The 23,557-nt window shown below is 49.1% G+C and carries 23 protein-coding genes and 1 riboswitch; of the genes, 19 read left to right on the top strand and 4 right to left on the bottom strand.

The window, feature by feature from the left end; translation table 11 throughout:
- The 3 genes from MTO69_RS16770 to MTO69_RS16760 all read left to right on the top strand — a co-directional run bounded on the left by MTO69_RS16770 (nucleotide 1) and on the right by MTO69_RS16760 (nucleotide 3,708).
- Nucleotides 1-834 carry an arginase gene (locus MTO69_RS16770; RefSeq protein WP_248334581.1) on the top strand — a complete coding sequence of 278 codons (834 nt, stop codon included), beginning with the start codon at nucleotides 1-3 and terminating at the stop codon, nucleotides 832-834.
- 461 nt (nucleotides 835-1,295) lie between these two features.
- Entirely contained in the window at nucleotides 1,296-3,173 is a 1,878-nt protein-coding gene (locus tag MTO69_RS16765) for a PhoX family protein (RefSeq protein WP_248334580.1), read from the top strand.
- A gap of 382 nt (nucleotides 3,174-3,555) precedes the next feature.
- Nucleotides 3,556-3,708, top strand: coding sequence for a hypothetical protein (locus tag MTO69_RS16760; RefSeq protein ID WP_176289720.1), 153 nt, complete (start codon nucleotides 3,556-3,558; stop codon nucleotides 3,706-3,708).
- A gap of 103 nt (nucleotides 3,709-3,811) precedes the next feature.
- Here the strand turns inward: MTO69_RS16760 and MTO69_RS16755 are convergent, their stop codons facing one another.
- Nucleotides 3,812-4,717 (bottom strand): LysR family transcriptional regulator, encoded by a 906-nt coding sequence (locus MTO69_RS16755; protein ID WP_248334579.1) that lies wholly within the window; start codon nucleotides 4,715-4,717, stop codon nucleotides 3,812-3,814.
- Between the two features lie 131 nt (nucleotides 4,718-4,848).
- Nucleotides 4,849-4,949: riboswitch (TPP riboswitch) on the top strand.
- 64 nt (nucleotides 4,950-5,013) lie between these two features.
- On the opposite strand from MTO69_RS16755, the gene thiD reads away from it, so the two are divergent.
- The 3 genes from thiD (at nucleotide 5,014) to MTO69_RS16740 (ending at nucleotide 7,771) form a co-directional block, all read left to right on the top strand.
- A complete protein-coding gene (thiD, locus tag MTO69_RS16750) occupies nucleotides 5,014-5,844 on the top strand; it encodes a bifunctional hydroxymethylpyrimidine kinase/phosphomethylpyrimidine kinase (protein WP_248334578.1) in 831 nt (276 codons plus the stop codon).
- Between the two features lie 116 nt (nucleotides 5,845-5,960).
- Nucleotides 5,961-6,911: a GGDEF domain-containing protein gene (locus MTO69_RS16745; protein WP_248335595.1), complete on the top strand. Its 951-nt coding sequence runs from the start codon at nucleotides 5,961-5,963 to the stop codon at nucleotides 6,909-6,911.
- Nucleotides 6,912-7,021: 110 nt separating this feature from the next.
- Nucleotides 7,022-7,771: a phosphatase PAP2 family protein gene (locus tag MTO69_RS16740; protein WP_248334577.1), complete on the top strand. Its 750-nt coding sequence runs from the start codon at nucleotides 7,022-7,024 to the stop codon at nucleotides 7,769-7,771.
- Between the two features lie 40 nt (nucleotides 7,772-7,811).
- Here the strand turns inward: MTO69_RS16740 and MTO69_RS16735 are convergent, their stop codons facing one another.
- Nucleotides 7,812-8,102, bottom strand: coding sequence for a hypothetical protein (locus tag MTO69_RS16735; RefSeq protein WP_248334576.1), 291 nt, complete (start codon nucleotides 8,100-8,102; stop codon nucleotides 7,812-7,814).
- Nucleotides 8,103-8,346: 244 nt separating this feature from the next.
- Here MTO69_RS16735 and MTO69_RS16730 point away from each other — a divergent pair, with 244 nt between their 5' ends.
- Together MTO69_RS16730 and MTO69_RS16725 are read left to right on the top strand one after the other, a co-directional pair.
- Nucleotides 8,347-8,664 carry an ArsR/SmtB family transcription factor gene (locus tag MTO69_RS16730; protein WP_248334575.1) on the top strand — a complete coding sequence of 106 codons (318 nt, stop codon included), beginning with the start codon at nucleotides 8,347-8,349 and terminating at the stop codon, nucleotides 8,662-8,664.
- A gap of 36 nt (nucleotides 8,665-8,700) precedes the next feature.
- Entirely contained in the window at nucleotides 8,701-9,087 is a 387-nt protein-coding gene (locus tag MTO69_RS16725; RefSeq protein WP_248334574.1) for an MAPEG family protein, read from the top strand.
- Nucleotides 9,088-9,185: 98 nt separating this feature from the next.
- Here MTO69_RS16725 and MTO69_RS16720 read toward each other — a convergent pair whose 3' ends face one another.
- On the bottom strand, nucleotides 9,186-10,208 hold the full coding sequence (locus tag MTO69_RS16720) for an acyltransferase (RefSeq protein ID WP_248334573.1): 1,023 nt from the start codon (nucleotides 10,206-10,208) through the stop codon (nucleotides 9,186-9,188).
- Nucleotides 10,209-10,415: 207 nt separating this feature from the next.
- On the opposite strand from MTO69_RS16720, the gene MTO69_RS16715 reads away from it, so the two are divergent.
- From MTO69_RS16715 to mnhG, 10 genes are all read left to right on the top strand, one after another.
- Nucleotides 10,416-11,003: a TetR/AcrR family transcriptional regulator gene (locus tag MTO69_RS16715; RefSeq protein ID WP_248335593.1), complete on the top strand. Its 588-nt coding sequence runs from the start codon at nucleotides 10,416-10,418 to the stop codon at nucleotides 11,001-11,003.
- 106 nt (nucleotides 11,004-11,109) lie between these two features.
- Entirely contained in the window at nucleotides 11,110-11,961 is an 852-nt protein-coding gene (locus tag MTO69_RS16710; RefSeq protein WP_248334572.1) for an alpha/beta hydrolase, read from the top strand.
- A 326-nt stretch (nucleotides 11,962-12,287) separates the two neighbouring features.
- Complete coding sequence (locus tag MTO69_RS16705; RefSeq protein WP_248334571.1) at nucleotides 12,288-13,676, top strand: SLC13 family permease; 1,389 nt, start codon at nucleotides 12,288-12,290, stop codon at nucleotides 13,674-13,676.
- A gap of 261 nt (nucleotides 13,677-13,937) precedes the next feature.
- Nucleotides 13,938-15,521 carry a BCCT family transporter gene (locus MTO69_RS16700; protein WP_248334570.1) on the top strand — a complete coding sequence of 528 codons (1,584 nt, stop codon included), beginning with the start codon at nucleotides 13,938-13,940 and terminating at the stop codon, nucleotides 15,519-15,521.
- A 215-nt stretch (nucleotides 15,522-15,736) separates the two neighbouring features.
- Nucleotides 15,737-18,418, top strand: coding sequence for a hydrogen gas-evolving membrane-bound hydrogenase subunit E (mbhE, locus tag MTO69_RS16695; protein WP_248334569.1), 2,682 nt, complete (start codon nucleotides 15,737-15,739; stop codon nucleotides 18,416-18,418).
- Complete coding sequence (locus MTO69_RS16690; RefSeq protein WP_248334568.1) at nucleotides 18,418-18,771, top strand: Na+/H+ antiporter subunit C; 354 nt, start codon at nucleotides 18,418-18,420, stop codon at nucleotides 18,769-18,771. Before mbhE ends, MTO69_RS16690 begins: the two co-directional genes overlap by 1 nt.
- Nucleotides 18,768-20,261: a proton-conducting transporter membrane subunit gene (locus tag MTO69_RS16685; protein WP_248334567.1), complete on the top strand. Its 1,494-nt coding sequence runs from the start codon at nucleotides 18,768-18,770 to the stop codon at nucleotides 20,259-20,261. Before MTO69_RS16690 ends, MTO69_RS16685 begins: the two co-directional genes overlap by 4 nt.
- Entirely contained in the window at nucleotides 20,258-20,734 is a 477-nt protein-coding gene (locus MTO69_RS16680) for a Na+/H+ antiporter subunit E (RefSeq protein WP_248334566.1), read from the top strand. Before MTO69_RS16685 ends, MTO69_RS16680 begins: the two co-directional genes overlap by 4 nt.
- Before the next feature lie 4 nt (nucleotides 20,735-20,738).
- Nucleotides 20,739-21,005 carry a monovalent cation/H+ antiporter complex subunit F gene (locus MTO69_RS16675; RefSeq protein ID WP_432715664.1) on the top strand — a complete coding sequence of 89 codons (267 nt, stop codon included), beginning with the start codon at nucleotides 20,739-20,741 and terminating at the stop codon, nucleotides 21,003-21,005.
- Nucleotides 21,005-21,331, top strand: coding sequence for a monovalent cation/H(+) antiporter subunit G (mnhG, locus tag MTO69_RS16670; RefSeq protein WP_248334564.1), 327 nt, complete (start codon nucleotides 21,005-21,007; stop codon nucleotides 21,329-21,331). Before MTO69_RS16675 ends, mnhG begins: the two co-directional genes overlap by 1 nt.
- Before the next feature lie 9 nt (nucleotides 21,332-21,340).
- Here mnhG and MTO69_RS16665 read toward each other — a convergent pair whose 3' ends face one another.
- Nucleotides 21,341-22,276 carry a universal stress protein gene (locus MTO69_RS16665; RefSeq protein WP_248334563.1) on the bottom strand — a complete coding sequence of 312 codons (936 nt, stop codon included), beginning with the start codon at nucleotides 22,274-22,276 and terminating at the stop codon, nucleotides 21,341-21,343.
- 287 nt (nucleotides 22,277-22,563) lie between these two features.
- Here MTO69_RS16665 and MTO69_RS16660 point away from each other — a divergent pair, with 287 nt between their 5' ends.
- A complete protein-coding gene (locus MTO69_RS16660; RefSeq protein ID WP_248334562.1) occupies nucleotides 22,564-23,460 on the top strand; it encodes a LysR family transcriptional regulator in 897 nt (298 codons plus the stop codon).
- Nucleotides 23,461-23,557 lie beyond the last annotated feature (97 nt).

The raw sequence follows: 23,557 nt of genomic DNA, 5'->3' as shown, positions 1-23,557 counted from the left end.
ATGTTTGGGCTATTTCGTCGTCACAATAAACACACAACCATTGGGATCACATCCCATCGTTTAGTGATGTTGAGCGTGAGTGAGAGGCTCAAACCTATGGCCCAAGTCGAGTTTGAAATGGCCAATCAGAGCCTTGAGGAGATGTATCAATGGGTCGCGGATAGCCAAGGGTCACACTGGTTTAATGGTGGACATTTTAACCTCACTGCTCAGTCGCGCGACGACTACCAGCTTAGCTTAAGTCATTGCTTGGGCTCGCAAGCGATGCCAGTGGTATTAACTAACCAGTGTGAAACACTGCTCTACACCTTACCGCTTATCCAGTCATCTAGTCGCGAACTTGGCATCGTCCATATTGGTCGTCAGTTTGAGCTTAAACCGTCACTTGAGTTGGAGCAGGGCAGTGCGTTTCACTTTGCGCTGAGCCGTTTCAGCGAATGTCGTCTATTTTGCTTGGGGATTGATGCACTGCAGCAAAGCGAGCGCGTGTTAGAATACGCCGAAGACTTGGGCTGCGACTGGCTGAGTATCGAAGAGTGTTCGTTTACCCACCGCTTTCAGGTGAAGCAGCAGTTGGCGACCTATCTTGCTCATTGTGATGATATCGTGGTTAACATCGACCTAAACAGCCTCTACCCGCTCACTCGTTTGGAAGGTCACTCGGCGCTCGAAGTGCCAATGGTGAATCGGATGCTGCGACAGTTGCTCCTTTTCAATAAAGTGCGTCAGGTGCAGTTGGTCGGCTATAAAGACAAGCACTTGTACTCGAAACAGACTCAGAGCATTTTGCATGAGTTGGGTCAGTTGAGCCCTTTTCGCGATAGGGCTGCATAATACTGAGCGCTAAAAACACAAAAGCTGGCGGTTAGGCCAGCTTAGTACGGTGGGTTGCGCGTTATGATGATTTGTTCGCGTTTTTGTTCGACTCTTTCCAGTATTGAATGCGAACGCGATGCAATTGCGCTTTTCTCATTTTTTTCATGATAATCCCTCACTTAAAAAACAACATTGCTCTTCAATGAGCCTTTTGTGAATCTAGTTCCTCATGAACAAAACTCAATGTAGCCGTCAATTGGCAAAAGATCTAGACCTTTGATCACATTTTTCTGTATGTAAACGCTGTTTTATTGCATTAAAGTGAAGGGTGACGCGTTTACATGAAGCTGTCATGCAAACTCACTTAAATTGACGTTTTTCTTTCATCATTTAGAAACAATAGCTTAACCACTTTGTCACGCTGCACTTCTACGATCTCTGCGCTTTTTATATAAAAATATCAACACAAGGAGTCAGCAATGTGGGATCGTGACAATCAAGATTCTCAATTCAGCCAAATGATCGATGCACGACTATCCCGTCGTCGATTCTTAGCCGGAACCGCCGCCGTCAGCGCGAGTGCTTTCCTCTCGCTTAACCCGATTACCAAAGCGTTTGCCGCTTCCAGCCAAGGATCTTTGCTCAATTTTGATCCCGTTCCCGCTTCAACCGCAGATGCGTTCGTTGTTCCCAAAGGCTACAAGGCAACGCCACTGCTCTCTTGGGGAGACCCAATTTTTCCCGATGCCCCAGAGTTTGACCCTAGTGGTAAACAAGGCTCACAAGCGCAACTCCGTCAGTTTGGTGACAACACCGATGGGATGAGCCTGTTCCCGATTAACGACTCACGTGCCGTGATCGCCGTCAATAACGAATACACCAATTACGATTTGCTGTTCGACCATGGCGGCAAAGCGATGACGGCTGATGATGTGCTCAAAGCACAGGCGGCGCATGGTGTCACTGTGTTTGAAATTGTTAAGTCTGGCGGTGAATGGCAGTTAGACAAAAATGGCCAGCGCAATCGCCGCATTACCGCGAACACGGAAATGCGCTTAACTGGGCCAGCGGCCGGTCATTCATTAATGAAGACCAAATTGGACCCAAGCGGCACCAAGCCACTTGGCACCTTCAACAACTGCGCCAATGGTGAGACGCCTTGGGGCACTTATCTCACTTGTGAAGAGAACTTCAACGGCTACTTTGGTACCAGCGGCAGCGCTGAGCTGTCTGCGGATCACAAGCGTTACGGTATTAAAGCGGCGAAAAGCAAATACCAATGGCATGACAGCGATGAGCGTTTTGATGTCGCCAAACATCCTAATGAACCGCACCGCTTCGGTTGGGTGGTTGAAATCGACCCGAACGACCCAACCTCTACGCCACTTAAGCGCACAGCGCTAGGACGCTTCAAGCATGAGAACGCGGCGCTACTTATCAATGATGATGGACACGTTGTGGTGTATCTAGGTGATGATGAACGTGGCGAGCACTTGTACAAGTTTGTATCGAAGAACAAGTACCAACCAGGCAATGACCGCGCCAATCGTGACCTACTCGAAGAGGGCACCTTATATGTGGCCAAATTCGATATGGATGATAAAGAGCTGAAAGGTCAAGGCCAATGGATTGAGCTTAGCTATGGCAAAAACGGCTTAACCAAAGAGAATGGCTTTAATGACCAAGCGGAAGTGATGATCTTTGCTCGCCGCGCAGCAACACAAGTGGGTGCGACTACGATGGACCGTCCTGAGTGGGTAGCGGTGCATCCAAACAACCAACACGTGTTCTGCACTCTGACCAACAATAAACATCGTGGTGTGAAAGAAGGTCAGCCAGTAGGTGGGCCAAACCCACGTCAAGAAAACCACTATGGTCAGATTGTGCGTTGGTTACCACAAAATGGTGACCATACCTCAGAGCGTTTTGACTGGGATCTGTACCTGATAGCTGGTAACCCAACGGTGCACCAGGGCGATCTGTATGCCGGTAGCGACAACATTAATGCCGACAATATGTTCAATAGCCCAGACGGAATTGGCTTCGATAAAGCGGGCCGTTTGTGGATTCAGACCGACGGTAACTACTCAAACCAAGGGGACTTTGCCGGTCAAGGCAATAACCAGATGTTGTGTGGCGACCCGATCACTGGCGAAGTGCGCCGTTTCCTGACGGGGCCTATCGCGTGTGAAATTACCGGGTTAACCTTCTCACCTGATTACAAAACCATGTTTGTTGGCGTTCAGCATCCGGGTGAGAGAGGCGCACCGTCTCACTTCCCAGCGGGCGGTAACAGTAAGCCACGTTCGACCATCATGGCCATCACTCGAGAAGACGGTGGCGTGATTGGCGCATAAGCCATCAAACGACATAGGAATGGGGCAGTGTGCCCCATTTTTTATGTATTACAGTGACGGTGAGCATAATTATGCGCGCAGCAGCATAAAATTTGTGATCTTTTGACCAATAGACACTAAATATGGTTGCTTCATCTATACGGTATCACTATATTGAAAGGGTAGCCGAATAACTTCAAAGGTGTAGAGAACCAAGTAAACTCCCAGAGCAAATACGAACAACTGAACGCAATAGACACACACAGCCTAACGAGCAATTCGTTATCGTGCATCGAAAAACGTATAAGAATTAGTATTTTCAACGGCCTTTTGCTTTACCCCTCTTTATCTCTCACCTGTGAGTTATCGATACATTTTTTGATAACCCAGAAGGAGAATGATTATGGTATCACTAGGTATAATCGCGTTAGCTTTCTTCGTATTTATGTGCTGCTGGGTTGCACAGCATGGCCTGCCCGTTTTGGGTATGAAGCTGGACGAGTCGGACTTACTGCTTATCTCAGAAATGTCTGGCGAAGATGTCCTTGAAGCATAAATGACTTTACGCTAAGCAAAAAAGGAGCCGTTGTGGCTCCTTTTTTGATCTTGTGGTTCGAGCTTAGCCGTTTCAATACCCCCCCACACAAATCCCACACCACCTATTTGTCCCGATTGGCATCATTCAGCGTTTGCTTAAGGGTGTGTTTGATAGTGTCGAACCTTGCCGGGAGGCGACGATGACGTTTGGTCAGCAAATACAGAGTTTCAATCACGGTTTGCTTGGATGGGTAAACGGCAATGCGCTCTTTGTCACTGAAAGCCTCCAACGCACTTTGTGGGAGCACGGTAAAGCCTCGCCCTTTGGCGACCGGGAGCAGAATTTGACTCAGTTGGTTGATATAACCTGTCACGGGCAATTGATTGATATTAATGGTGGCTAAGTCAGGTTCAGCGCAGCGTGAGAAATACAGCGATAAATAGTGCTCGGCATCAGGGTGACCAATTAAGCCGATCGCTTGTAGTTGCGCTAAAGTTAAGGTTTCGGTTTGGCACATTTTCGGCAGCATTAAACAGAGCGGTTCATCGCCGATTTTAACCGACTCGACTCTTGGGTCTGAGCTTTGATGAGTCATGAGGCCAATATCGACGTCGCCATTGATCACACCCGCCAAAATCTTTTGCTGTGGAGCAACCTCTAGGTGGGTCACCAGCTGAGGGTGTTTACATTGTAAATCGAGTAAGTGAGGGTAGAGCCGCAGTGCCAACGAGCCTGAGCATGACACAGCCAACTTGCCCGAAAAGGGATCATCTTGGTCAAGCGATTGCAGCATTTGCTGCTGCTGCGATTCCATCTCAAGCGCATACTGGTAAACGGTTTTGCCCGCCTCGGTAATTTCGAAGCTTTTGTTATGCCTTTCAATCAATGGGTGACCACACGCCTGTTCCAGCTTTTTAATGTGCTGACTAACCCCTGGTTGGGTCATAAACAGTTTGTCAGCGGTTTTGGTGAAGTGGCCAGTATCAATTAAGGTGGCAAATGTTTTAAGCCAAGCTGGATTGAGCATGCGCTATACCTATAAGAGATGGTTATGTTAATGAGTGTATATGATAACAATAAATTTCGGTACTGCGGCCACTGGCTCACCGTTGTGACATTTTACCCTGCACATGGGCAATAATTGCTGCTAATATCCAACTTCGATAGTCGGGGTGCCTAGTTAAGGCTGAGATCGCTGTGCGAGACCCGTTGAACCTGATTCAGTTAACACTGACGTAGGGAACTATAAACGCAGTCCTATCCTAGGCTGCGTCCTTATTCGCTTTGCAATAAGGGTTCCTGCGTCTTGTTGTAGGAGCTTTTATGCCACATTTACAAGACACTTCTCCCATTGTTCTCACTATTGCTGGCTCTGATAGTGGCGGTGGTGCTGGAATCCAAGCTGATATTAAAGCCATCTCTGCCACGGGTAGTTATGCCTGTTCAGTGGTCACGGCGATCACCTCGCAAAATACCCAAGGCGTACGAGCCATTCACCCGATTCCTATCGAGCATGTTGCCAGTCAGTTAGCGGCTGTGTTTGAGGATTTGAATGTGGTTGCGGTGAAAGTGGGTATGCTCGCCGATGCCAACATCATTCAAGTGGTCGCGGATCACTTGGCCAAGTATCGTCCCAAGTTTGTGGTTGTCGATCCGGTGATGGTGGCGACCAGCGGCGACCTGTTACTCGAGCAGCAAGCGATACAAAGCCTGAAGCAACAACTGCTTCCTCTTGCCGACTTAGTGACCCCTAATTTGCCAGAGGCGGCTGCACTGCTTGATATACCGACACCAAGCAGCGAGGATGAAATGGGCGCGCTGGTGGCTGAGCTGCGCGGGCTAGCGTCTAATGCCGTACTGCTAAAAGGAGGTCATTTAACCCACCAACCGACCAGCAACGATCTACTGGTCACAGCGGACGACTACGAGTTGGTGCGCGCCAAGCGAGTGCTCACCAACAACACGCACGGCACTGGGTGTACGTTATCGTCGGCGATTGCTTCCTATGTCGCGCAGGGGCATCGCTTGCATAAGGCAGTCTGTTTAGCTAAACAATATCTCACTCAGGCACTGACCCATGCCGATGATCTGCAAGTCGGTCACGGACACGGACCGGTGTCGCACTTCTTTCCTGGCCATTACAATGTGCGCTAGTAGATAGCGCAAACGGTGAGCAGGCCGAGGTTAATTTCGCTAATGGCTTCTCCTGACTCAACATCGCTGCTTTTGAGTGCTAAGATCTTTGTATCTAAGTGAATGAGATGATTACGATGCAAGCGCCAAAACAGCCACAAAACGAAGCGCAGCGAATTGAGGCGCTAAAACGACTCAATATTCTGGATACTAAACCTGAGGAACGCTTTGACCGAGTGACCCGTCTTGCTCGACGTTTGTTTGATGTGCCCGTCGCTGTGGTCAGTTTGGTCGACTCGGATCGCCAATGGTTTAAATCTTGCGATGGCCTGGATTTTAGTGAAACATCACGCGAAGTGTCGTTTTGTGGCCACGCCATTTTGGGCAACGAGCCGCTGGTGATTGCCGATGCACTGGAAGATGAGCGCTTTCGTGATAACCCTATGGTCACAGGAGAGACGGGGATCCGTTTCTATGCAGGCGTTCCTCTGGTCTACCTTGATGGTTACAAACTGGGAACGCTGTGCATTTTTGACACTCAGCCGCGTCACCTCAATTCTGAGCAGTTAGTCGACTTGGTTGATTTAGCCAAGATTGCTGAAAATGAACTCTCGGCCAGTTTAACCGCCACCACCGACGCCCTGACGCAGATTTCCAATCGGCGTGGTTTTGAGCTATTGGCACCTAAAGCGATGGACCACTGTTTGGTGGCAGGGTTGTCAGTCTCGCTGGCTTATTTTGATCTCGATAGCTTTAAACAGATTAATGACACCTTCGGCCATGCGGTTGGCGACCAAGCCCTAGTGAGCTTCACTCTGCTGTTGACAGAGTCGTTTCGAGATTCCGATGTGATTGCACGGATTGGTGGCGATGAGTTTGTGGTTCTGATGTCTGGTGCCAGCGATCGAGTGGCCGATGTTGCCATCAGTCGTTTTCGCAGTGCAGTCGAGAGGTTCAACCAAGACCATAGCGGACAATATCAGCTGCGATTTAGTGTCGGAGTGGCGTCGGCGAAAGACAAAAGTGACATGAAACTAGAGCTCCTGTTGCAACGGGCAGATAAGCAGATGTTTGCCTCAAAACGCTAGCGGGTTAACAGGACGATTTTCCTTGGCAACAAATTGACATTCCATTGATAAACCGTAGCGATCTCTTCGGCTAACATGCTGACTCAGCATTGTTAGGTGTGTCGTCTATCGTGAACAATCTTCTTCGAAACAAACGTAGCGGGTTACTGCTACTTGCCGTGTTTTTGCTTTCAGTTGCGCTGATGTCGCTGCAGGTAAGCCATATCAACTTAATGGAACCAGTCAGTGACCTGTCGGGCGTGGCGTTTAGCGCGATGACCGACTCTGCTGGTCATCACGGCTTTGCCATCACTTTGGTGGTGCTGATTGCCCTCTCTTGGCATCTCGTTAGGTACAGATTGCGCTTTGTCACCTTAATGGCACAGCTGGGGTTATTGCTGGTGGTCGGCTTTGCGGCGAAAACCGGGCTGAAACAGATGACGGAAAGTCCCCGTCCCTATACTGAGCTATTGACCCAGCAGCTTCTTATTCCTGAGCCAAGTCACTTCTACAAGTTGAACGATCAGCAACAGGCACAAATGATTGAGCAGATCTCTGCGAAGGTCTCACCGTGGCGAACTCAACATTGGCAAGGGGAGAAAGATTACTCGTTTCCGTCAGGCCACACTATTTTTGCCGCGATTTGTTTGGTCTTTTTCGGTTCACTGTTTATCGAGCATCGACGCTATCTTCTTACCGCCGCTTTGGGAGGATGGGCTTTGATGGTCGCCTACAGCCGGTTGTGGATCGGCATGCATCGTCCTATCGATCTGATTGGCTCGATTGTGTTTGTTGGCTTGGTCTATATACTCATGCCCAACGTTCAGCGCGTGGTTGAACGTCTTTTCTCTGGGTTGCCGCTGGTTCGACATCATGGCTAGGTGAGGCTCGAGTTAGTTCAAACCTCACTTTTGCCCATTTTTATAGGTCACACATCAACACTTCAAACTCGTCAGCAGCTTGATCAATTAAATGATGAACCTCAGCCGCGTCTTGATCAGACAAGGTCACTTGCCAGGGTCGACCAGCATGACGACCAATCAATTGCGTGCATCCGTCCGCTTTTTTAAACACTAACTCACTGAACTTTGCGCTATGGTGCTGCTCGCTTTCTTCGATATCGACATCAATGAAACCGACAGGATTGATGGCCACATGAGCGTGATAGTGGCCGGTGTCGTTTAACTGATAGTCTCTATGTAGCAAAATCATCAGTCTCCCTCCTTGCTTTTCCAATTTGGCTACCACAAGTTTAGGCGAGCCTATGCCGATACTTGACCAAATCACCACTAAACTTGATGTAGGTTAATTTTTGCTCAATTAATGGTTCGTTCTCGGTTTGCCGGGCAATAGATAGACATGGGTCAAGTTTAAAGGTTAAAAGCCGATTGAAAGGGATTGTAAGTTGCGTATGCTTCGACTACTTTGGAAATGTATCAACGAGTAGGAGTGATGAATGGAGCTGGAAGCGGTCGCTAAAGCGTTGAAAGAGTTAGGACACCCAACGCGACTGTCGATTTACAAAAGTGTGGTTAAAGCGGGATACCAAGGCATCGCGGTGGGTGGATTGCAAGAAAAGTTGTCGATTCCAGGGTCAACCTTATCACACCATATCTCCAACCTAGTCGATGTTGGTCTAATAAGCCAAAGGCGCGAAGGACGAATCCTTTATTGTGTCACTGATTATCAATGCCTCAAGGAGGTGATTGATTTCTTGCAGCAGGAATGCTGCGCGGATGAGCGAAGCTCGTCGGACTGCTCGATATCGGGATAAGCGGTTAAAGCAGCGGATGAATCAAGGAGTGAAAACATGGTAACGGCCCTTTATGCCAGTTTATCGGCGCTGCTTTTGTTGTGGCTTGCGATTGAGGTGATCAAGCAACGACGTAAAGCACAAATTAAGTACGCAGATGGCGGCGTGACCGCCCTGCAAATGGCACGCAGTGCGCATAGCAATGCGGTTGAGTATGTGCCGATCACAGTGATTATGATGGCTCTTGCCGAGTACAATGGGGCACCGCTTTGGATGATTCATCTACTCGGCGTGGCCTTTATTATCGGGCGTCTGCTTCACGCAAAAGCGATTTTGGCCGATAAACTGAAAGGGCGCATTAGCGGAATGAAGCTGACCTTTGCGGTGATGGTGGCGCTGGTGGCTATCAACCTTTTCTATCTGCCTTATCATAGCTTGTGGTAGAGAGCTAAAGTAATACCAATCACCCCAATTCTCTGCACATCTCATTAGTGCGATTGGTATGCAAAGCGATGAGTTAAACTCATCGCTTTTTTATTAAATCAACGAAACAACCATCGATACAGTGGCGTTTTCTCAAGAGCCTTAATCAAGCCAAACGTCAGGACCGTGGCGCCAAATAACAGCAGAATATCTTTGCTTAAACCGCTAAGGCCGGCCGCGCCCGCCACATTCATCATGACGATGATCATCGGTAAGTGTGCCACATAGAGCGGCAAGACATAGCGAGATTGCGCCGTTAGCCATTGGTTGCTGCCCAAGTTGGGTTTCGCCAATAGCCATAAGAAACAGCCCGTTCCCCACAATACGGTACCAAACACAAAGTCATTGGCGTTAAAAGCTTGATTGTGACCAGTGAGCACCCACGCTTCGGCGAAATGGAGGGTCATCCCCACCAAGGCCAAGATACCGGCTTGGCGAGCGGTTGCTTGAATCGATTTTTGCCGAATGGTAAAGCCAATCGCAAACAGTAAGGTGCTAAAGAAAGGGCCATTTCGCGTAAAAAATGGCGCGACAAAGCCCGTCAGTTCTTGATAGCTGCCAGCCAACACGCCATAGACGTATAAAGCGATGCCTAATGGGACAAACAGCGCTAATTGTCGATAGTGACTGAGCAATGCGCCAATGGCGGTGGCGATGATCAAGGCCGGAAGAAACCACAAATGAACCAGTCCGCCCTCAAGCAGCGAGTTTAGAGGCGCTTGAGCGAGAAAGCCCCAATATCCTTGGCGCTCAGCCAAATAGCCGTGCTGCGCCACCGTTTCAAGGTTAAACGGCATGGCGAGACTGATAAAACTCCAGACAACGAACACTCGTAGCAGTGGCGAGCTGTAGCGCTTTAACGTTTGCAGCGGTTGCTGGCTGAGTTTGGGCTCAATCAAGTAACCAGAGATGAGGAAAAATAGCGGCACGGCAAACCGTGTGGCTTGGTTGAAAATGTAGGCGACCCAAGGGGTGTCTCCAATATGCCAATAACTGAGGAACAGTTGGCAGTGCATGGCAGCGATGGCCAAAATAGCGACCACACGCCCAAGCTCGATACTCTGAATTTTTTTATTTTGCATAACGACGACTGAATAATCTAAAGTCGCCAAATTACCTCAGCTGCCCTTCAAGCGGGTATGATTTTTGTCAAGGAGTGGGTCGACTTGTGTGTGAGTGGTGAGATTATGCGGTCATTCACTCATCGGATTGGCTCATCCGGTTTGAATCTAAGTTGGAAAAAAAGAACGAGTGTGCTAAAACTAATAGGTTAGCGATGAGAGTAGATGATGAGTAAAGGAAAAATTACCCGCGAGAACATACTGAACAAAGCGTTTGAGTTGGCCAGTGAAAATGGTTTAGAGAGTCTAACCATTGGCGAGCTGGCGAAGCAGTGTGGTATGTCAAAAAGCGGTCTGTTTGCCCATTTTAACTCGAAAGATAACTTGCAAATCGCGGTGTTAGAGCACGCCAATCGTGTGTTTACTCAGCGAGTGATCGCACCGGCACGCGAGCAACAGACGCAAACCATCGAAGCTAAGTTGACCGCGCTGCTCGACAACTGGCTCGGCTGGAACCACTCATTTCAAGGCAGTTGTATGTTTTTGGATGCGTGGAAAGAGGCCGATTCAGACAATGTGCCGACTCAACAGGTATTGAAGCAGACCATTGCGTCTTGGGTCGAATACTTGCGAATTCAGATTGCCAAAGGTGTCGAGCAAGGTGAATTTCGCGCCGACCTAGACCCAAAGCAAGCCACCTTTGAGTTGTACGGGCTCTATCTTAGCGCGCATTTGTTCTACTCGATCCACGGTGAGCAAGCGAGCTATCAACACTTTTGGTCGGGTGTTAGGCGTTTGTTCAACGCTTGGAAATAATCGAAATATAGGCCGAGTCAGTGTGCTTGGCTTATTATTTAACTATAAATAGCACGGTCGTTCGCTTTTTGCGTAATCTAAAGACTGGCTGCAAAAGGAAAACCCCATGAGTGAGAAGATTTACTTTAATACCTCGCAAAAGTTCAGTGTGAAAAAGAGTTTGGTCAATATGACCACTCGGCTGCACCATACGCTGTTACCCAACCACGCGAAAAAAACCGCACGTCAGTTGTTGCTGACCCCTGCTCGCACTCAGCCCAAAAACAGTGAACCGCAGGGGCTGATCAAGGCGGAAGTTCACTCGAGAGAAGGGGTATTGAAAACCTACCAGCTTGGCTCAGGACCGGTGTGGTTGCTCAGCCATGGCTGGTCTGGCAGCGCCAGTCAGTTCTTCCCGTTGATGGCGCATATTGCCAGTCGTGGTTACACCGCGCTGGCGTATGATCATCCGGCACACGGTCAAAGCGAAGGCGCGTACGGTCATATACCCGCGTTTGTTCACGGCTTGGAGGCGATTCTCGATAGCGTAGAGCAAGAGGTCGCAGGCTTAGTTGCACACAGCATGGGGACAGTGTCGGCGATAGAGTGTCATCATCAAAAGCTGGCTAACAAACCTTTACTGCTTATTGCTCCGGTGCTTGATTACCTAGATAACCTGTTTGGCAGTGTGGCCCGCTCGGGGTACTCGATGCGTTTGTTTAATGCAGTTGTCTCTGAAGTGGAGCAGGAGTATCGCTATCCGCTTCAGTCTATCGACCCCTACAACAAACTTAAGCTGCGCACTTCACCAACAATTATCGTTCATGATCAAGGAGATAAGTTCGCAAAATATCATGTCTCGAGCAAAGCCGCTGAAGAAATAGCGCGAGTGGAACTGGTGACGACCCAAGGTCAGGGGCATGGCCGCGTGATGAAGTGCCAACAAGTGATGGACAGTTTCGACAAGCTCATTGGTTAGTCAATCTAAGGGGAAGACGTCACTTCCCCTTACCTCTCTATTCTCTTGACCTTTCTCTGCTATCAATGGTTGCTTTGTCTATAATTGCTAGCAACCAACAATGCTCTGTCAAAGATGTCTCCCGATTGAGATAAGACAGACATCGTCTTGGTTGGTGGTGGTTTTATCGTCAGGTATTGGGCGCAAAATATCCAAAATATTCATGACGTTAACATCCTTAACCTTGTTTATGATGTGGTTAACAAATTCGTAATGAATCGTTATTTCCGAGTGACGTTATGTGGGATCATTTGCAATGCCACAAGGCCCTCATAAGGAAAATAATAATGAATAGAAATGATAGTGTCCCTTTGCCCACCAATACCCGAGAGTGGTTTTTTAACCGCAACAGCATGATTATCTTAGCGGATATCGCTTTGTTTGCGGTGATGTACCTTACCTTACCCTTTGACCCTCAAGTGGTGTTGGGGATCTGCATGCTTACCTTTATCGCGATTCTTTGGTTAACCGAAGCCCTACATGTCACCGTCACGGCGATTTTGGTGCCGATCATGGCGGTGCTGTTTGGGGTGTTCAATACCCAAACCGCGCTCAATAATTTTGCCAACTCGATTATCTTCTTGTTTCTCGGTGGTTTTGCGTTGGCCGCAGCCATGCATCGCCAAGGTCTAGACAAGGTGATTGCCGACAAGGTACTGATTATCGCGAAAGGTAAGATGAGTGTTGCGGTGTTTATGTTGTTTGGTGTGACCGCAGCGCTGTCGATGTGGATAAGTAACACCGCGACCACCGCAATGATGTTGCCATTGGTGCTCGGGGTGTTGAGTAAAGTTAATTCAGAAAGCGGGCATAAAACCTATGTGTTTGTGTTACTTGGTATTGCTTACAGCGCCAGTATTGGCGGGATTGCAACCATTGTCGGTAGTCCGCCCAATGCTATTGCCGCTGCTGAAGTGGGCTTAACGTTTACCGATTGGATGCGCTTTGGTGTCCCTACGACTCTAGTACTATTGCCTGTGTCGATTGCGGTGCTGTATTTGGTATTGAAACCGAATCTGAGTGGCGAGTTTGAACTCAACTACCAACCAGTGAACTGGGATAAAGGCAAAGTAGTGACGTTGGCCATTTTTGCGGCCACCGTCTGCTTGTGGATTTTCAGTAAGCCGATCAATGCCATGATTGGCGGTTACGCTAAATTTGATACCTTGGTGGCACTGGCCGCGATTGTCGCAGTCAACTTTGCGCGTGTTGTGCACTGGAAGGATATCGAAAAGACGGCCGACTGGGGTGTGTTGCTGCTGTTTGGTGGCGGTATCTGTTTGAGTAACGTGCTCAAAGCGACCGGGACCAGTGTATTTTTGGCTAACGCACTGAGCGAGATGATCGCCCATCTCGGCATCGTGTTCATTGTCGCTGTGATTGCGGTTTTCGTTGTGTTCTTAACTGAGTTTGCCAGTAACACCGCCAGTGCCGCGCTACTGATTCCTGTTTTTGCCAGTGTTGCCGAAGCGTTTGGCATGTCGCCAGTGATATTGTCAGTGCTGATCGCTATTGCTGCCTCGTGTGCGTTTATGTTGCCAGTGGCAACGCCACCCAATGCGATAGTATTTGGCTCTGGCCATATTAAGCAGAGTGAAATGATGCGAGTTGGGATCTTGCTTAATTTCGCGTGCATCGGTGTGTTGACCATAATCGCACTAAGCTTCTGGACTTAACGAGCACTATGACAATCCCCGAAGTTTTCGGGGATTTTTTTCAGCTGTGAACCAGGTCGAGTTAAGTTATCACTATCAACGTCCGCCAGAAACTAGAGCATGGTTCACGCAACCTGCTGATTTCCATTTGAGTCAAATTCAACGGTTATCATCTACGACTGGGCATGTTAGCATAGGCAGCTTTTTGAACGTCCTCACACTTTTTTGTCGACTGTGTGGGGGAAATACACGGCTAACATAGCCCTAAAAAGCGAAGTAACTATGTCAAATATGACGAATACCGCCTCTCATGTCTCGATTGAGGACGCGGACTACTCTGCCATTCATCCTCCTTCTATCCTCAAGCGCCTTGAACTGACCAACCCTGTTTTTTGGTTAAGTGGCAGCTTCCTCACTCTATTTGTGCTTCTCGCTCTCACGAGTACCGACTCTCTGACCGCAATGGTTAACACTGGCTTTGGCCTAGCAACTCAATATTTTGGTGCCTATTGGCAAGTTCTACTCCTGGTTAATTTTCTCATTGGTTTGGCGATAGCGTTCGGACGCACAGGTTATGTTCGTCTTGGTGGTCTCGCGAAACCAGAAATCGATACCTTTAAATGGTTATCGATTGTGCTGTGTACCCTATTGGCCGGCGGCGGTGTGTTTTGGGCCGCTGCAGAGCCGATTGCACACTTTGTTTCTGCGCCGCCTCTGTTTGGCGAAGCACCTGCACGCTCGGCGGCGATCAATGCCCTATCTCAATCTTTCATGCATTGGGGCTTTCTGGCGTGGGCCATTCTTGGCTGTCTCTCATCCATTGTGTTGATGCACCTTCACTACGACAAAGGCCTGCCACTTAAACCGCGCACTTTGCTCTACCCGCTGTTTGGGCAGCGAGCGATCAAGGGCTGGATTGGCAACGTCGCTGACGCTTGCAGCATCATTGCCGTTGCTGCCGGTACCATTGGCCCGATTGGTTTCCTAGGCTTACAAATCAGCTACGCGCTCAATAGCCTTTTTGGCGTTCCTGATACCTATGTCACTCAAAGCCTAGTGATTGTGTTTGCCATTGCTATGTACACCTTGTCGGCTTTAAGCGGTTTGAGCCGAGGCATTCAACTGGTGAGTCGCTACAACATCATTTTGTCGGTGGCGCTGATAGGTTTCATCCTCGGTTTTGGCCCGACGAGTTTTATTGTTGATGGCTATGTCCAAGGGGTTGGACGCATGATAGACAACTTCTTCCCGATGGCACTGTATCGCGGTGATACAGGATGGTTGAGCTGGTGGACCGTGTTTTTCTGGGGCTGGTTTATCGGTTACGGACCTATGATGGCGATCTTTATCGCTCGTATTTCGCGTGGTCGCACTATCCGCCAATTGATACTTGCCATTAGTATCGTCGCACCGCTGATTACCTGTTTCTGGTTTAGCATTGTTGGCGGCAGTGGTTTAGCGTTTGAACTTGCCAATCCAGGCTCTATTTCATCGGCGTTCGAAGGGTTTAACCTTCCAGCGGCTCTACTTGCCATTACCGCACAGTTGCCGATGCCCATGGTGATTTCGGTGCTGTTTCTGATCCTAACCACCACCTTCATTGTGACCACGGGTGACTCCATGACCTATACTATTAGCGTGGTGATGACAGGCACGACTGAGCCGAGCGCGGGTATTCGTGCATTTTGGGGAGTGATGATGGGGGTGGTCGCGATTGCGCTTATCTCGATGGGGGCTGGTGGGATATCGGCGCTGCAATCCTTTATTGTGATTACTGCCGTACCGGTCTCTTTTATCTTGCTGCCGGGCATTGTCAAAGCCTATTCGATCGCCAATCAGATGGCGAAACAGCAAGGTATTATTTAATCGTTTTGGTCAACAGATCTTGTGATATTGAAGAGCTCCGTTTGGAGCTCTTTTTATATTGATGGTGTCAGAAATACCCGAAAATACTGTCCACAGCCGAAAAACAAGAATGTTGCAAAAGGTAAAAAAATGACTGCTTAGATGAATCGTTCCCCAAAACTGCGGTGAATGGTTTACGTTTAGGTATAGGAGCAACCTATCGTTAGCAGGAAGCAATGAACAAAGAGCGTTGTTTGGACTCACTCGAAGGCAGTAAAGGTACTAACCATGACAAGCGTCATGCGTTGCTGCTGTTTGCGCTTTTTCCAGCCGCCTTGTTGGTGTTGTTACTGGCCGAGTACTCGCCTGCAGGCTCTCGCTATCAATTGGAATGGGTGCCGAGTCTAGATATTGCTTTCGCGTTACACCTTGATGGCTTATCCATGCTGTTTGCCGGATTGATTGCTGGCATTGGTTGTTTGATTCAGCTTTATGCCTGGTCTTACATGCGAAGCTATCAAGGACGTTTCTCGTTCCATCTTTATCTCACTCTATTTATGCTGGCGATGCTGGGTGTGGTGCTCAGTGACAACATTTTATTGCTGTTTGTTTTTTGGGAGCTGACGACGATCACCTCGTACTTGTTGATCGGTTTTAATCATCATAAGTCGGTATCGAGAAAAAACGCGCTGCAAGCCTTGTTGGTGACCGGCAGCGGTGGGCTTGCTTTGCTCGCCGGTCTGATTTTGCTCGGCAATATGGCCGACAGTTTCCAGCTTGCGGTGATTATCGACCGGGCTCCAAGCTACTTCGAACATCCGGCTTTCATCCCCTCATTGGTATTGATTCTACTAGGGGCACTGACTAAGTCAGCACAGTTTCCATTTCACTTCTGGCTGCCCAATGCCATGGCAGCACCCACGCCCGTAAGCGCTTACTTACATTCAGCCACTATGGTCAAGGCGGGCATCTATTTACTGGCGCGTTTATCGCCGGTCTACTCTGCAAGCGAACTCTGGTTTTGGTCACTTACCAGCATTGGTGCGGTTACCGCCATTTGGTGCGCTTTGGTGGCTTTAAAGCAGACCGATTTAAAGCTGATGCTGGCGTACAGCACCAATGTCGCTTTGGGAAAACTCACTCTGCTACTCGGCATTGGCACCGAGCTGGCACTGGTGGCCGCGCTTATCTTCGTTTTGGCGCACTCTTTCTACAAAGCGGCACTGTTTATGGTAATCGGCAATATTGATAGAGCAACCGGGACGCGAGAGGTCGCGCAATTGTCCGGATTGCGAACCGTGCTGCTGCTCAGCTTTGTTGCGGCGATTGGTGCCGCCTTGTCGAAAGCAGGGTTGCCGCCGATGTTAGGTTTTATCAGTAAAGAGTACATGTACAAAGCGGCGTTAGAGATGAGTATTTGGCCGTCGCTAGTGCTACTTGTCGTCAACGCAACCATGGTGGTGATGGCTTTGGTTGTTCTGATCAAGCCATTTCTTGGTGAACTTAACAATCGCGAGGATAGCTCGCCTAAGCCGGTTGAGCGTGATTACAGTGCTTGGGCACCAGCGCTATTGTTGGCGCTGGCCAGCCTGTTCGTGCCAGTGCTGGCACTGAGTGGTTTGAGCGAGGCCTTATTGAGCAGCGGAGTTCGCGCTATGGCGCCGATGGCCACGATGCCAGAGGTTAAACTGTGGCATGGGCTTAACACGGCGTTAATGCTGAGTCTTATCACCTTAGCGCTTGGGGTATTGGGGTATCGTTACTATTCGCGTCTGATTACCTGGCTTGGCGCGATGATAGATTCCCTGCCAAGTGCCGATCGAAGCTTCGACCAAGTCGTCAAAGGGATGACTACACTAGCGAGCTGGCAAACACAGCAGCTACAGCGCAAGCGCCTCACCCTTTATGTTGCTCTGTTCTTTACGGTATTAGCGGCTTTGCTGCTCAACTCCGTCACTATTGCACCTATGGAGACGTTCCAGTCGTTTGGTGAGGTGAGCTTGTATCAAGTGGCGATAGCGTTGCTGATCATGGTCTCGGTGGGAGTGGTGATTTATTCTCGATCGCGATTGTTGTCGGTGGCGTCGCTGGGCGTGGTCGGTTTTCTCTCCACTTTGGTGTTTATGATCTTCAGTGCGCCAGATGTGGCAAAAACCTTGCTGCTGGTAGAAACCTTAATGGTGATTTTTGTTGCCATCTTAATGCGCCATCTACCTAAACTGGATCAAGTCGCCAGTCACAGTCAACAGCGTCGAGCCTGGCACGGTTTGGTTGCTGTAGCGATTGGCGCTTGTGTCTCACTGCTGCTGATAACCTTGACTTCGCAACCGATAGATACCCAACTGAGTGACTTCTTTGCCGAAAACAGTGTGCCGGGCGGCTTTGGGCGCAATATTGTTAATGTCATCTTAGTGGATTTCCGCGCGTTCGATACCTTGGGCGAAGTAGTGGTGGTGGTGATTGCGGGTTTAGCCGCCGTTAGCTTGCTGCCGCAACAAACCCACTACATCAATCGGATTCATTCGCTGATTTTTACCACGACGGCGCATATTGTCGCGACGCTAATGCTGCTGTTCTCGTTCTACTTGCTGCTGCGCGGACATAACGCACCCGGCGGCGGTTTTATTGGCGCGTTAGTGGCGGTGTTAGGGCTGTCGTTATTGATGTTGGCAGAGACGCCCAACTATGTGCAGCGCCGATTGCAGTTTGCACCCTTCAACATCGCCCTGTTTGGTATTGCGCTCAGTCTTTGCGCGGGTGTCATCGGCTTACTGTCTGGACAAGCCTTTTTGACTGGCTTGTGGTGGAAGCAGGTGCTGCCATTGGGTACGCCGCTGCTGTTTGATGTGGGCATTTACTTAGCCGTCATTGGTGGTGTCATGGGCATGATGTTGAGAGTAAATCAGGAGCTGGATTGATGGAAGTACTGTGGAGTTTAGTGATAGGCGTCATGGTGGCGGCTGGCATCTACTTGATGATGGAAAAGCACGTCCTGCGCGTGTTGTTTGGCCTGATCATATTGAGTAGCGCTGTGAACTTGTCGATTCTGGTTTCAGGTCGACTTACGGTCGCTGTACCGCCGTTGATTGATGCCAGTGCCACACTTCCTCCTGAAGGGGCCGCTAATTCGCTGCCGCAAGCCCTGATACTCACCGCGATTGTGATCGGTTTTGGTTTGCTGGTATTCGCCTTGCTGCTGATTTATCGCGCATTCGTTGAAACAGGGAGCGCGGATGTGGATAAGATGCGCAACTCGGAGCAAGAAAGATGAGCGGGCTACTTCTTACCTTGCCTGTTGTACTGGCGTTGGGCACAGGGGTGCTCCTGTACACGTTGCGTACGCAACCGCGCTGGGTTGAGTGGGTGAGTGTACTTGGCGCCGCTTTGCAGTTAGTGGTGGCTTTACTGTTAATGGCAGATGTTATTGGCACTGGCGTGCAGGCAGTGGCATTTGGTGAATGGGCTGCGCCGTTTGGGATTGTTTTTGTGGCGGATCATCTGAGTGCGGCCATGGTGGTGGTCACTGCGATCATTGGCTTGGCCGCTGTTGTCTATGCCATTGCTGATCTCGCCAAACAAACCAGCTACGGATTATATCACTGCTACTTTCACATTTTACTGGCCGGGATCTACGGGGCATTCTTGACCGGCGATGTATTCAATCTCTATGTCTGGTTTGAAGTGATGCTGATTGCTTCGTTTGCGCTAATGGTACTCGATGCTGATAAAACCCAAATTGATGGCGCGGTGAAATATGTGGTGCTGAACTTGATTTCAACCTTGAGTTTACTGCTCGCTATAGGCTTACTCTATGGGGCCACAGGTACGTTAAATTTGGCCGATTTACACAGTAAATTGCCGCAGGTTTCGCTGGATATGCAGCGGATGTTAGCTGCACTGTTTCTGTTTGCGTTTGCGATTAAAGCCGCCTTGTTTCCGCTGTTTGCCTGGTTGCCCGCCTCTTACCATACGCTTCCGAGTGGTGTTGTGGCGCTGTTTGCTGCCTTGCTCACCAAGGTAGGGGTGTATGCGTTGATGCGAATGTTTAGCTTAGTGTTTCCTTTACCTGAGATGGGCTTGCAACCGTTACTCATTGTGGTGGCCGGTTTGACCATGCTGACCGGCGTATTGGGCGCCGCCAGTCAGTTCGATGTTAAGAAAATCCTCTCGTTCCACATTATCAGCCAGATTGGTTACATGATTATGGGGTTGGCACTGTATACCCCGTTGGCGTTAGCTGGGGCGATTTTTTACATCATCCACCACATCATAGTGAAAGCGAACTTGTTTCTTATTGGCGGCGTACTCGAGCGCCAAATGGGGTCGAGCCATTTGAGTCAGCTCGGTGGCGCTTACAAAGCCATGCCTGGTTTAGCGCTACTGTTTATTATTCCTGCGTTTTCATTGGCTGGGTTTCCTCCGTTGTCAGGTTTTTGGGGCAAGTTTCTGGTGATCAAATCCAGTATTGAACAACAGCACTATCTACTGGCAGCAACTGCGTTAGTGGTGGGGCTACTTACTGTGTTCTCGATGAGCAAAATCTGGGCTGAAGCATTTTGGAAGCCAGCCCCGAGCGATGATACGCCGCTTCATCGTGTGCCCACTCGGTGGGGATACTACCTGCCAATCATTACCCTGACAGGGCTGAGTGTGATCATCGGCTTGGCGGCTGAGCCGTTTTATCAGTTTGCTCAGCACGCAGCGGCGCAACTGCTGAGTCCAGATGATTATGTGACTGCGGTGCTAGGAGAGGCGCGATGAACTATTTCTTGCTCAACTTGTTTCTTGCCATGGCTTGGATGCTGTTAAACGGGCAATACGACAGCCTGAGCTTCGTGGTTGGCTTCGCGCTCGGTTTTGTTGCTTTGCGGCTTAGTCAGCCGTTTGGCTTGAAAACCAGTTACTTTCGCCGTTTTCGTGCTTCACTCGGGTTATTGCTGTTCTTCTTTTATGAGCTGATCGTATCGGCTGCACGTGTGGTTTGGGATGTGGTTACACCAACTCACTTGAGCCAACCCGACATTGTGTATGTGCCACTGGAGGTCAGTAGCGATCTGGAGATCACCTTGTTGGCAAATATGGTCTCATTGACGCCGGGCAGTCTGAGTCTCGATGTGACGCCAGATAAAAAGCACCTTATTGTTCATGCCATGTTTGCTGAGCGGCATGATCAAGTGATAGAGCCGATCAAACAGGGTTTAGAGAAGCGCATTTTGGAGGTGACTCGTGGATAGTTGGATGACGATGTCGGTCTATTTTGCTTACTTTGGGTTAATCGTCAGCATTGCGATGGCTTTAGTGAGGTTGGTGCAAGGTCCAACTTTGGCTGATCGTGTGGTAGCACTGGATGTGATTGCCTTTATCACCATAGGCTTTATCGCGGTGTTTACCTTAGAGAGCGGCCAAGAAGCGCTGTTGGATATTGCCATTACCTTGGGATTAGTGGCCTTTCTCGGCACCGTGGTGTTTGCTCGTTTGATTGTGAAGCAGATAGGAGAGGAATAATGACGCTGCTGATTAGTGTGCTATTGATTGTCGGCACCATACTCATTTTTATTGCCAGTTTAGGCGTGCTGAGAATGCCTGACCTTTACACTCGAATGCACGCTGCCACTAAGGCGGGAACGGTTGGGCTCGGCGCTTTGCTATTAGCCGTGGCGTTTGCGTTGTCAGACTTAACCGTGTGGTCGCGTGTGGTGGGCACCGCGCTGTTTATCTTCTTGACCGCGCCGGTAGGCACGCATCTATTAGGCAAGGCGATGCGCCACAGCGGGTATAAAATGTGGCGCAACCAGAGTAATAAGCCTGAGAATAATAAACCTAACAGCTAATAACCTGATCTAGCTGATGGGTGACACGAACCCATCTGGCTTTAAGGCAACCAAAGAACACTTCACTGACTGCAATATATTCTCGGCGGTATTACCAATCACAAAGCCGGGAATTCCGGTTCTTGCCAGTGTCCCCATCACCAACACATCAATATCTTCACTTTCCACACAGTCAGGAATCTTGTCATCCGGCACACCATGCAAATGATGCACTTGAATATTGCCTGAGATATTGGCTTCAGCAATCATCGAATCGAGCGCTTGACGATGATGCTGTTTGGCTTTGTCGAGTTCACGGTTAAGCTCTTGGTCTTCGATTTTGATCCACACATGATTGCTTAAGTAGCGCTCAAGTTGATACTCCCAACACGACACCACGTGTAGGCGACTGTCGCAGCTATCGGCAATCGAGCGAGCCAACTCGAGCAAGCGCAATGACAATCGGTGGTGCTCTTCGCTGTTGCTGGTGGGATCTATCGCCACCGCGACACGACGCTTGTTTCTCGGCTGGTGAGCGGGGCGGTTTAACCAAACTGGGCATGGGCATTTACGTAATAGCGTCATGTCCATCGCCTTAAAGCCCTCGCCATCATCATCGACGGGCTCGGCGTCTTTGATCACCAAATCATGCTTTTGACTCAATACCGAACGAATAATAGTGACGGCAGGATGCTCGTCACAGGAGAGATGCAATGGAAACGGCGTATCAGCATGGCTGATGTCGTTGACTTGGCGAGCTTGGCTTATTTGTTGTTCCAAAGATTGAAACAGCGAGCCACGGTACAGCTCTTGATATTGTTCCATGTGCGCTGGCAGCGCGGGACTCACAATCAAGCCGTTGAGGGTTGCTTGGTTTGCCGACGAGAGACGCAGTGCTTGGCCAATAGAGTCGCTCTCGCTTGGCAGTCCTTGGCTGACATACAGTATGTTTTTAAACCTTTTCATCCCTGGCTCCTTAGATTGTGTTCAGTATGACGAGCGCTGAAACGATTGATCCTCAGCCATCGTCCTATTGATCTAAGTGTTGTACCAAGCAGGGATTTTTCCAAGTTCGATTTGTAAAGGTGTGTTGCGAATTGAGTAAAACTTGCAGGTTGTGAAACAGCTTGAAATAAATCTCGAACCCAACACTGTTTTTCTCGCGCTACGGCGCCTCGTACAGCAAGTGAAGCGGTGAGTTTTTGTGGTAGAGTGGACAGCACGCCTGATGCAAAAATAGATAACCATTTATCATGTCTCAAAAACTTGATCTCAACTTGCTGAAAGTATTTGCCGCCGTTTACGAACAAGGTTCGGTAACAAAAGCTGCCGATAAACTTAATGTCACTCAGTCTGCGGTGAGTAACGGTCTCACCCGCTTGAAGAGTCAGGTTGGTCAGGCGTTGTTTAGTCGCACAGGACGAGGTGTGAAACCTACCCGTTTTGCTCAAGAGTTTTACAGCCAACTGCAGGCGCCATTATTAGAGATGGAGTCGTTAATGGAGGGGCTGTCTGAGTTTAATCCTGTTACCTATCATCGATTTGTTGTCTATTGCCATGAAGCTATGTTTCACACTCTGCGCCAAAGCTTAGATCAACGGTTAATGGATACTTCTATCGAGGTGTTTCTAATTGAAATGCCCTCTGATGAAGAAAAAATCTACGATGACCTGATCAACGAGCGAGTGGATCTGGTGATTGATATCAGTCGCCCCACAGGCGCGATGTTTAACTCGGTGGTTGTAAAGCAAGAAGAGCTGTGCTGCATTGTCAAACAAGGACACCCGCGTTTAAATTCAAACACAATGAGTAAGTCGAGTTATCTCAATGAGCAACACGCGCTGTTTGATCTGACTCGACTCAATCTAAAGTTTGTCGATTGGATTACTGATGAAGTGCTGCCACAGCGCAATGCCTACAGTGAGCACAAGTCTCTACTCGGTATGATCGAAGCCATCTCTTATAGTGAAGCCGTAGGTGTGGTCCCTCTCTCGGTTGCTCAGCGCTACCAATCGGCTTTCAATCTAGATTTGCTTCCTTTTCCGTTTGCCAATCACACTTTTGATTCCTACATGATCGCTCTGGCAAAAATGCATACCAACCAAGCAAATAGCTGGCTAAGAGATTTGATATCGAGTGCGATTGAGTAATTAGATATCATATATATAAATATCAGATATGGATTATTACGGTTATTTGCTGATATCTAGTTCGTTATAGTGACCTCATCGAAACGCTACATGGTAG

This window comes from Vibrio sinaloensis (assembly GCF_023195835.1).
Taxonomy (GTDB): domain Bacteria; phylum Pseudomonadota; class Gammaproteobacteria; order Enterobacterales; family Vibrionaceae; genus Vibrio; species Vibrio sinaloensis_C.
The sequence above is the reverse complement of the archived record's forward strand: the minus strand, read 5'-3'. Positions and strand labels throughout refer to the sequence as shown.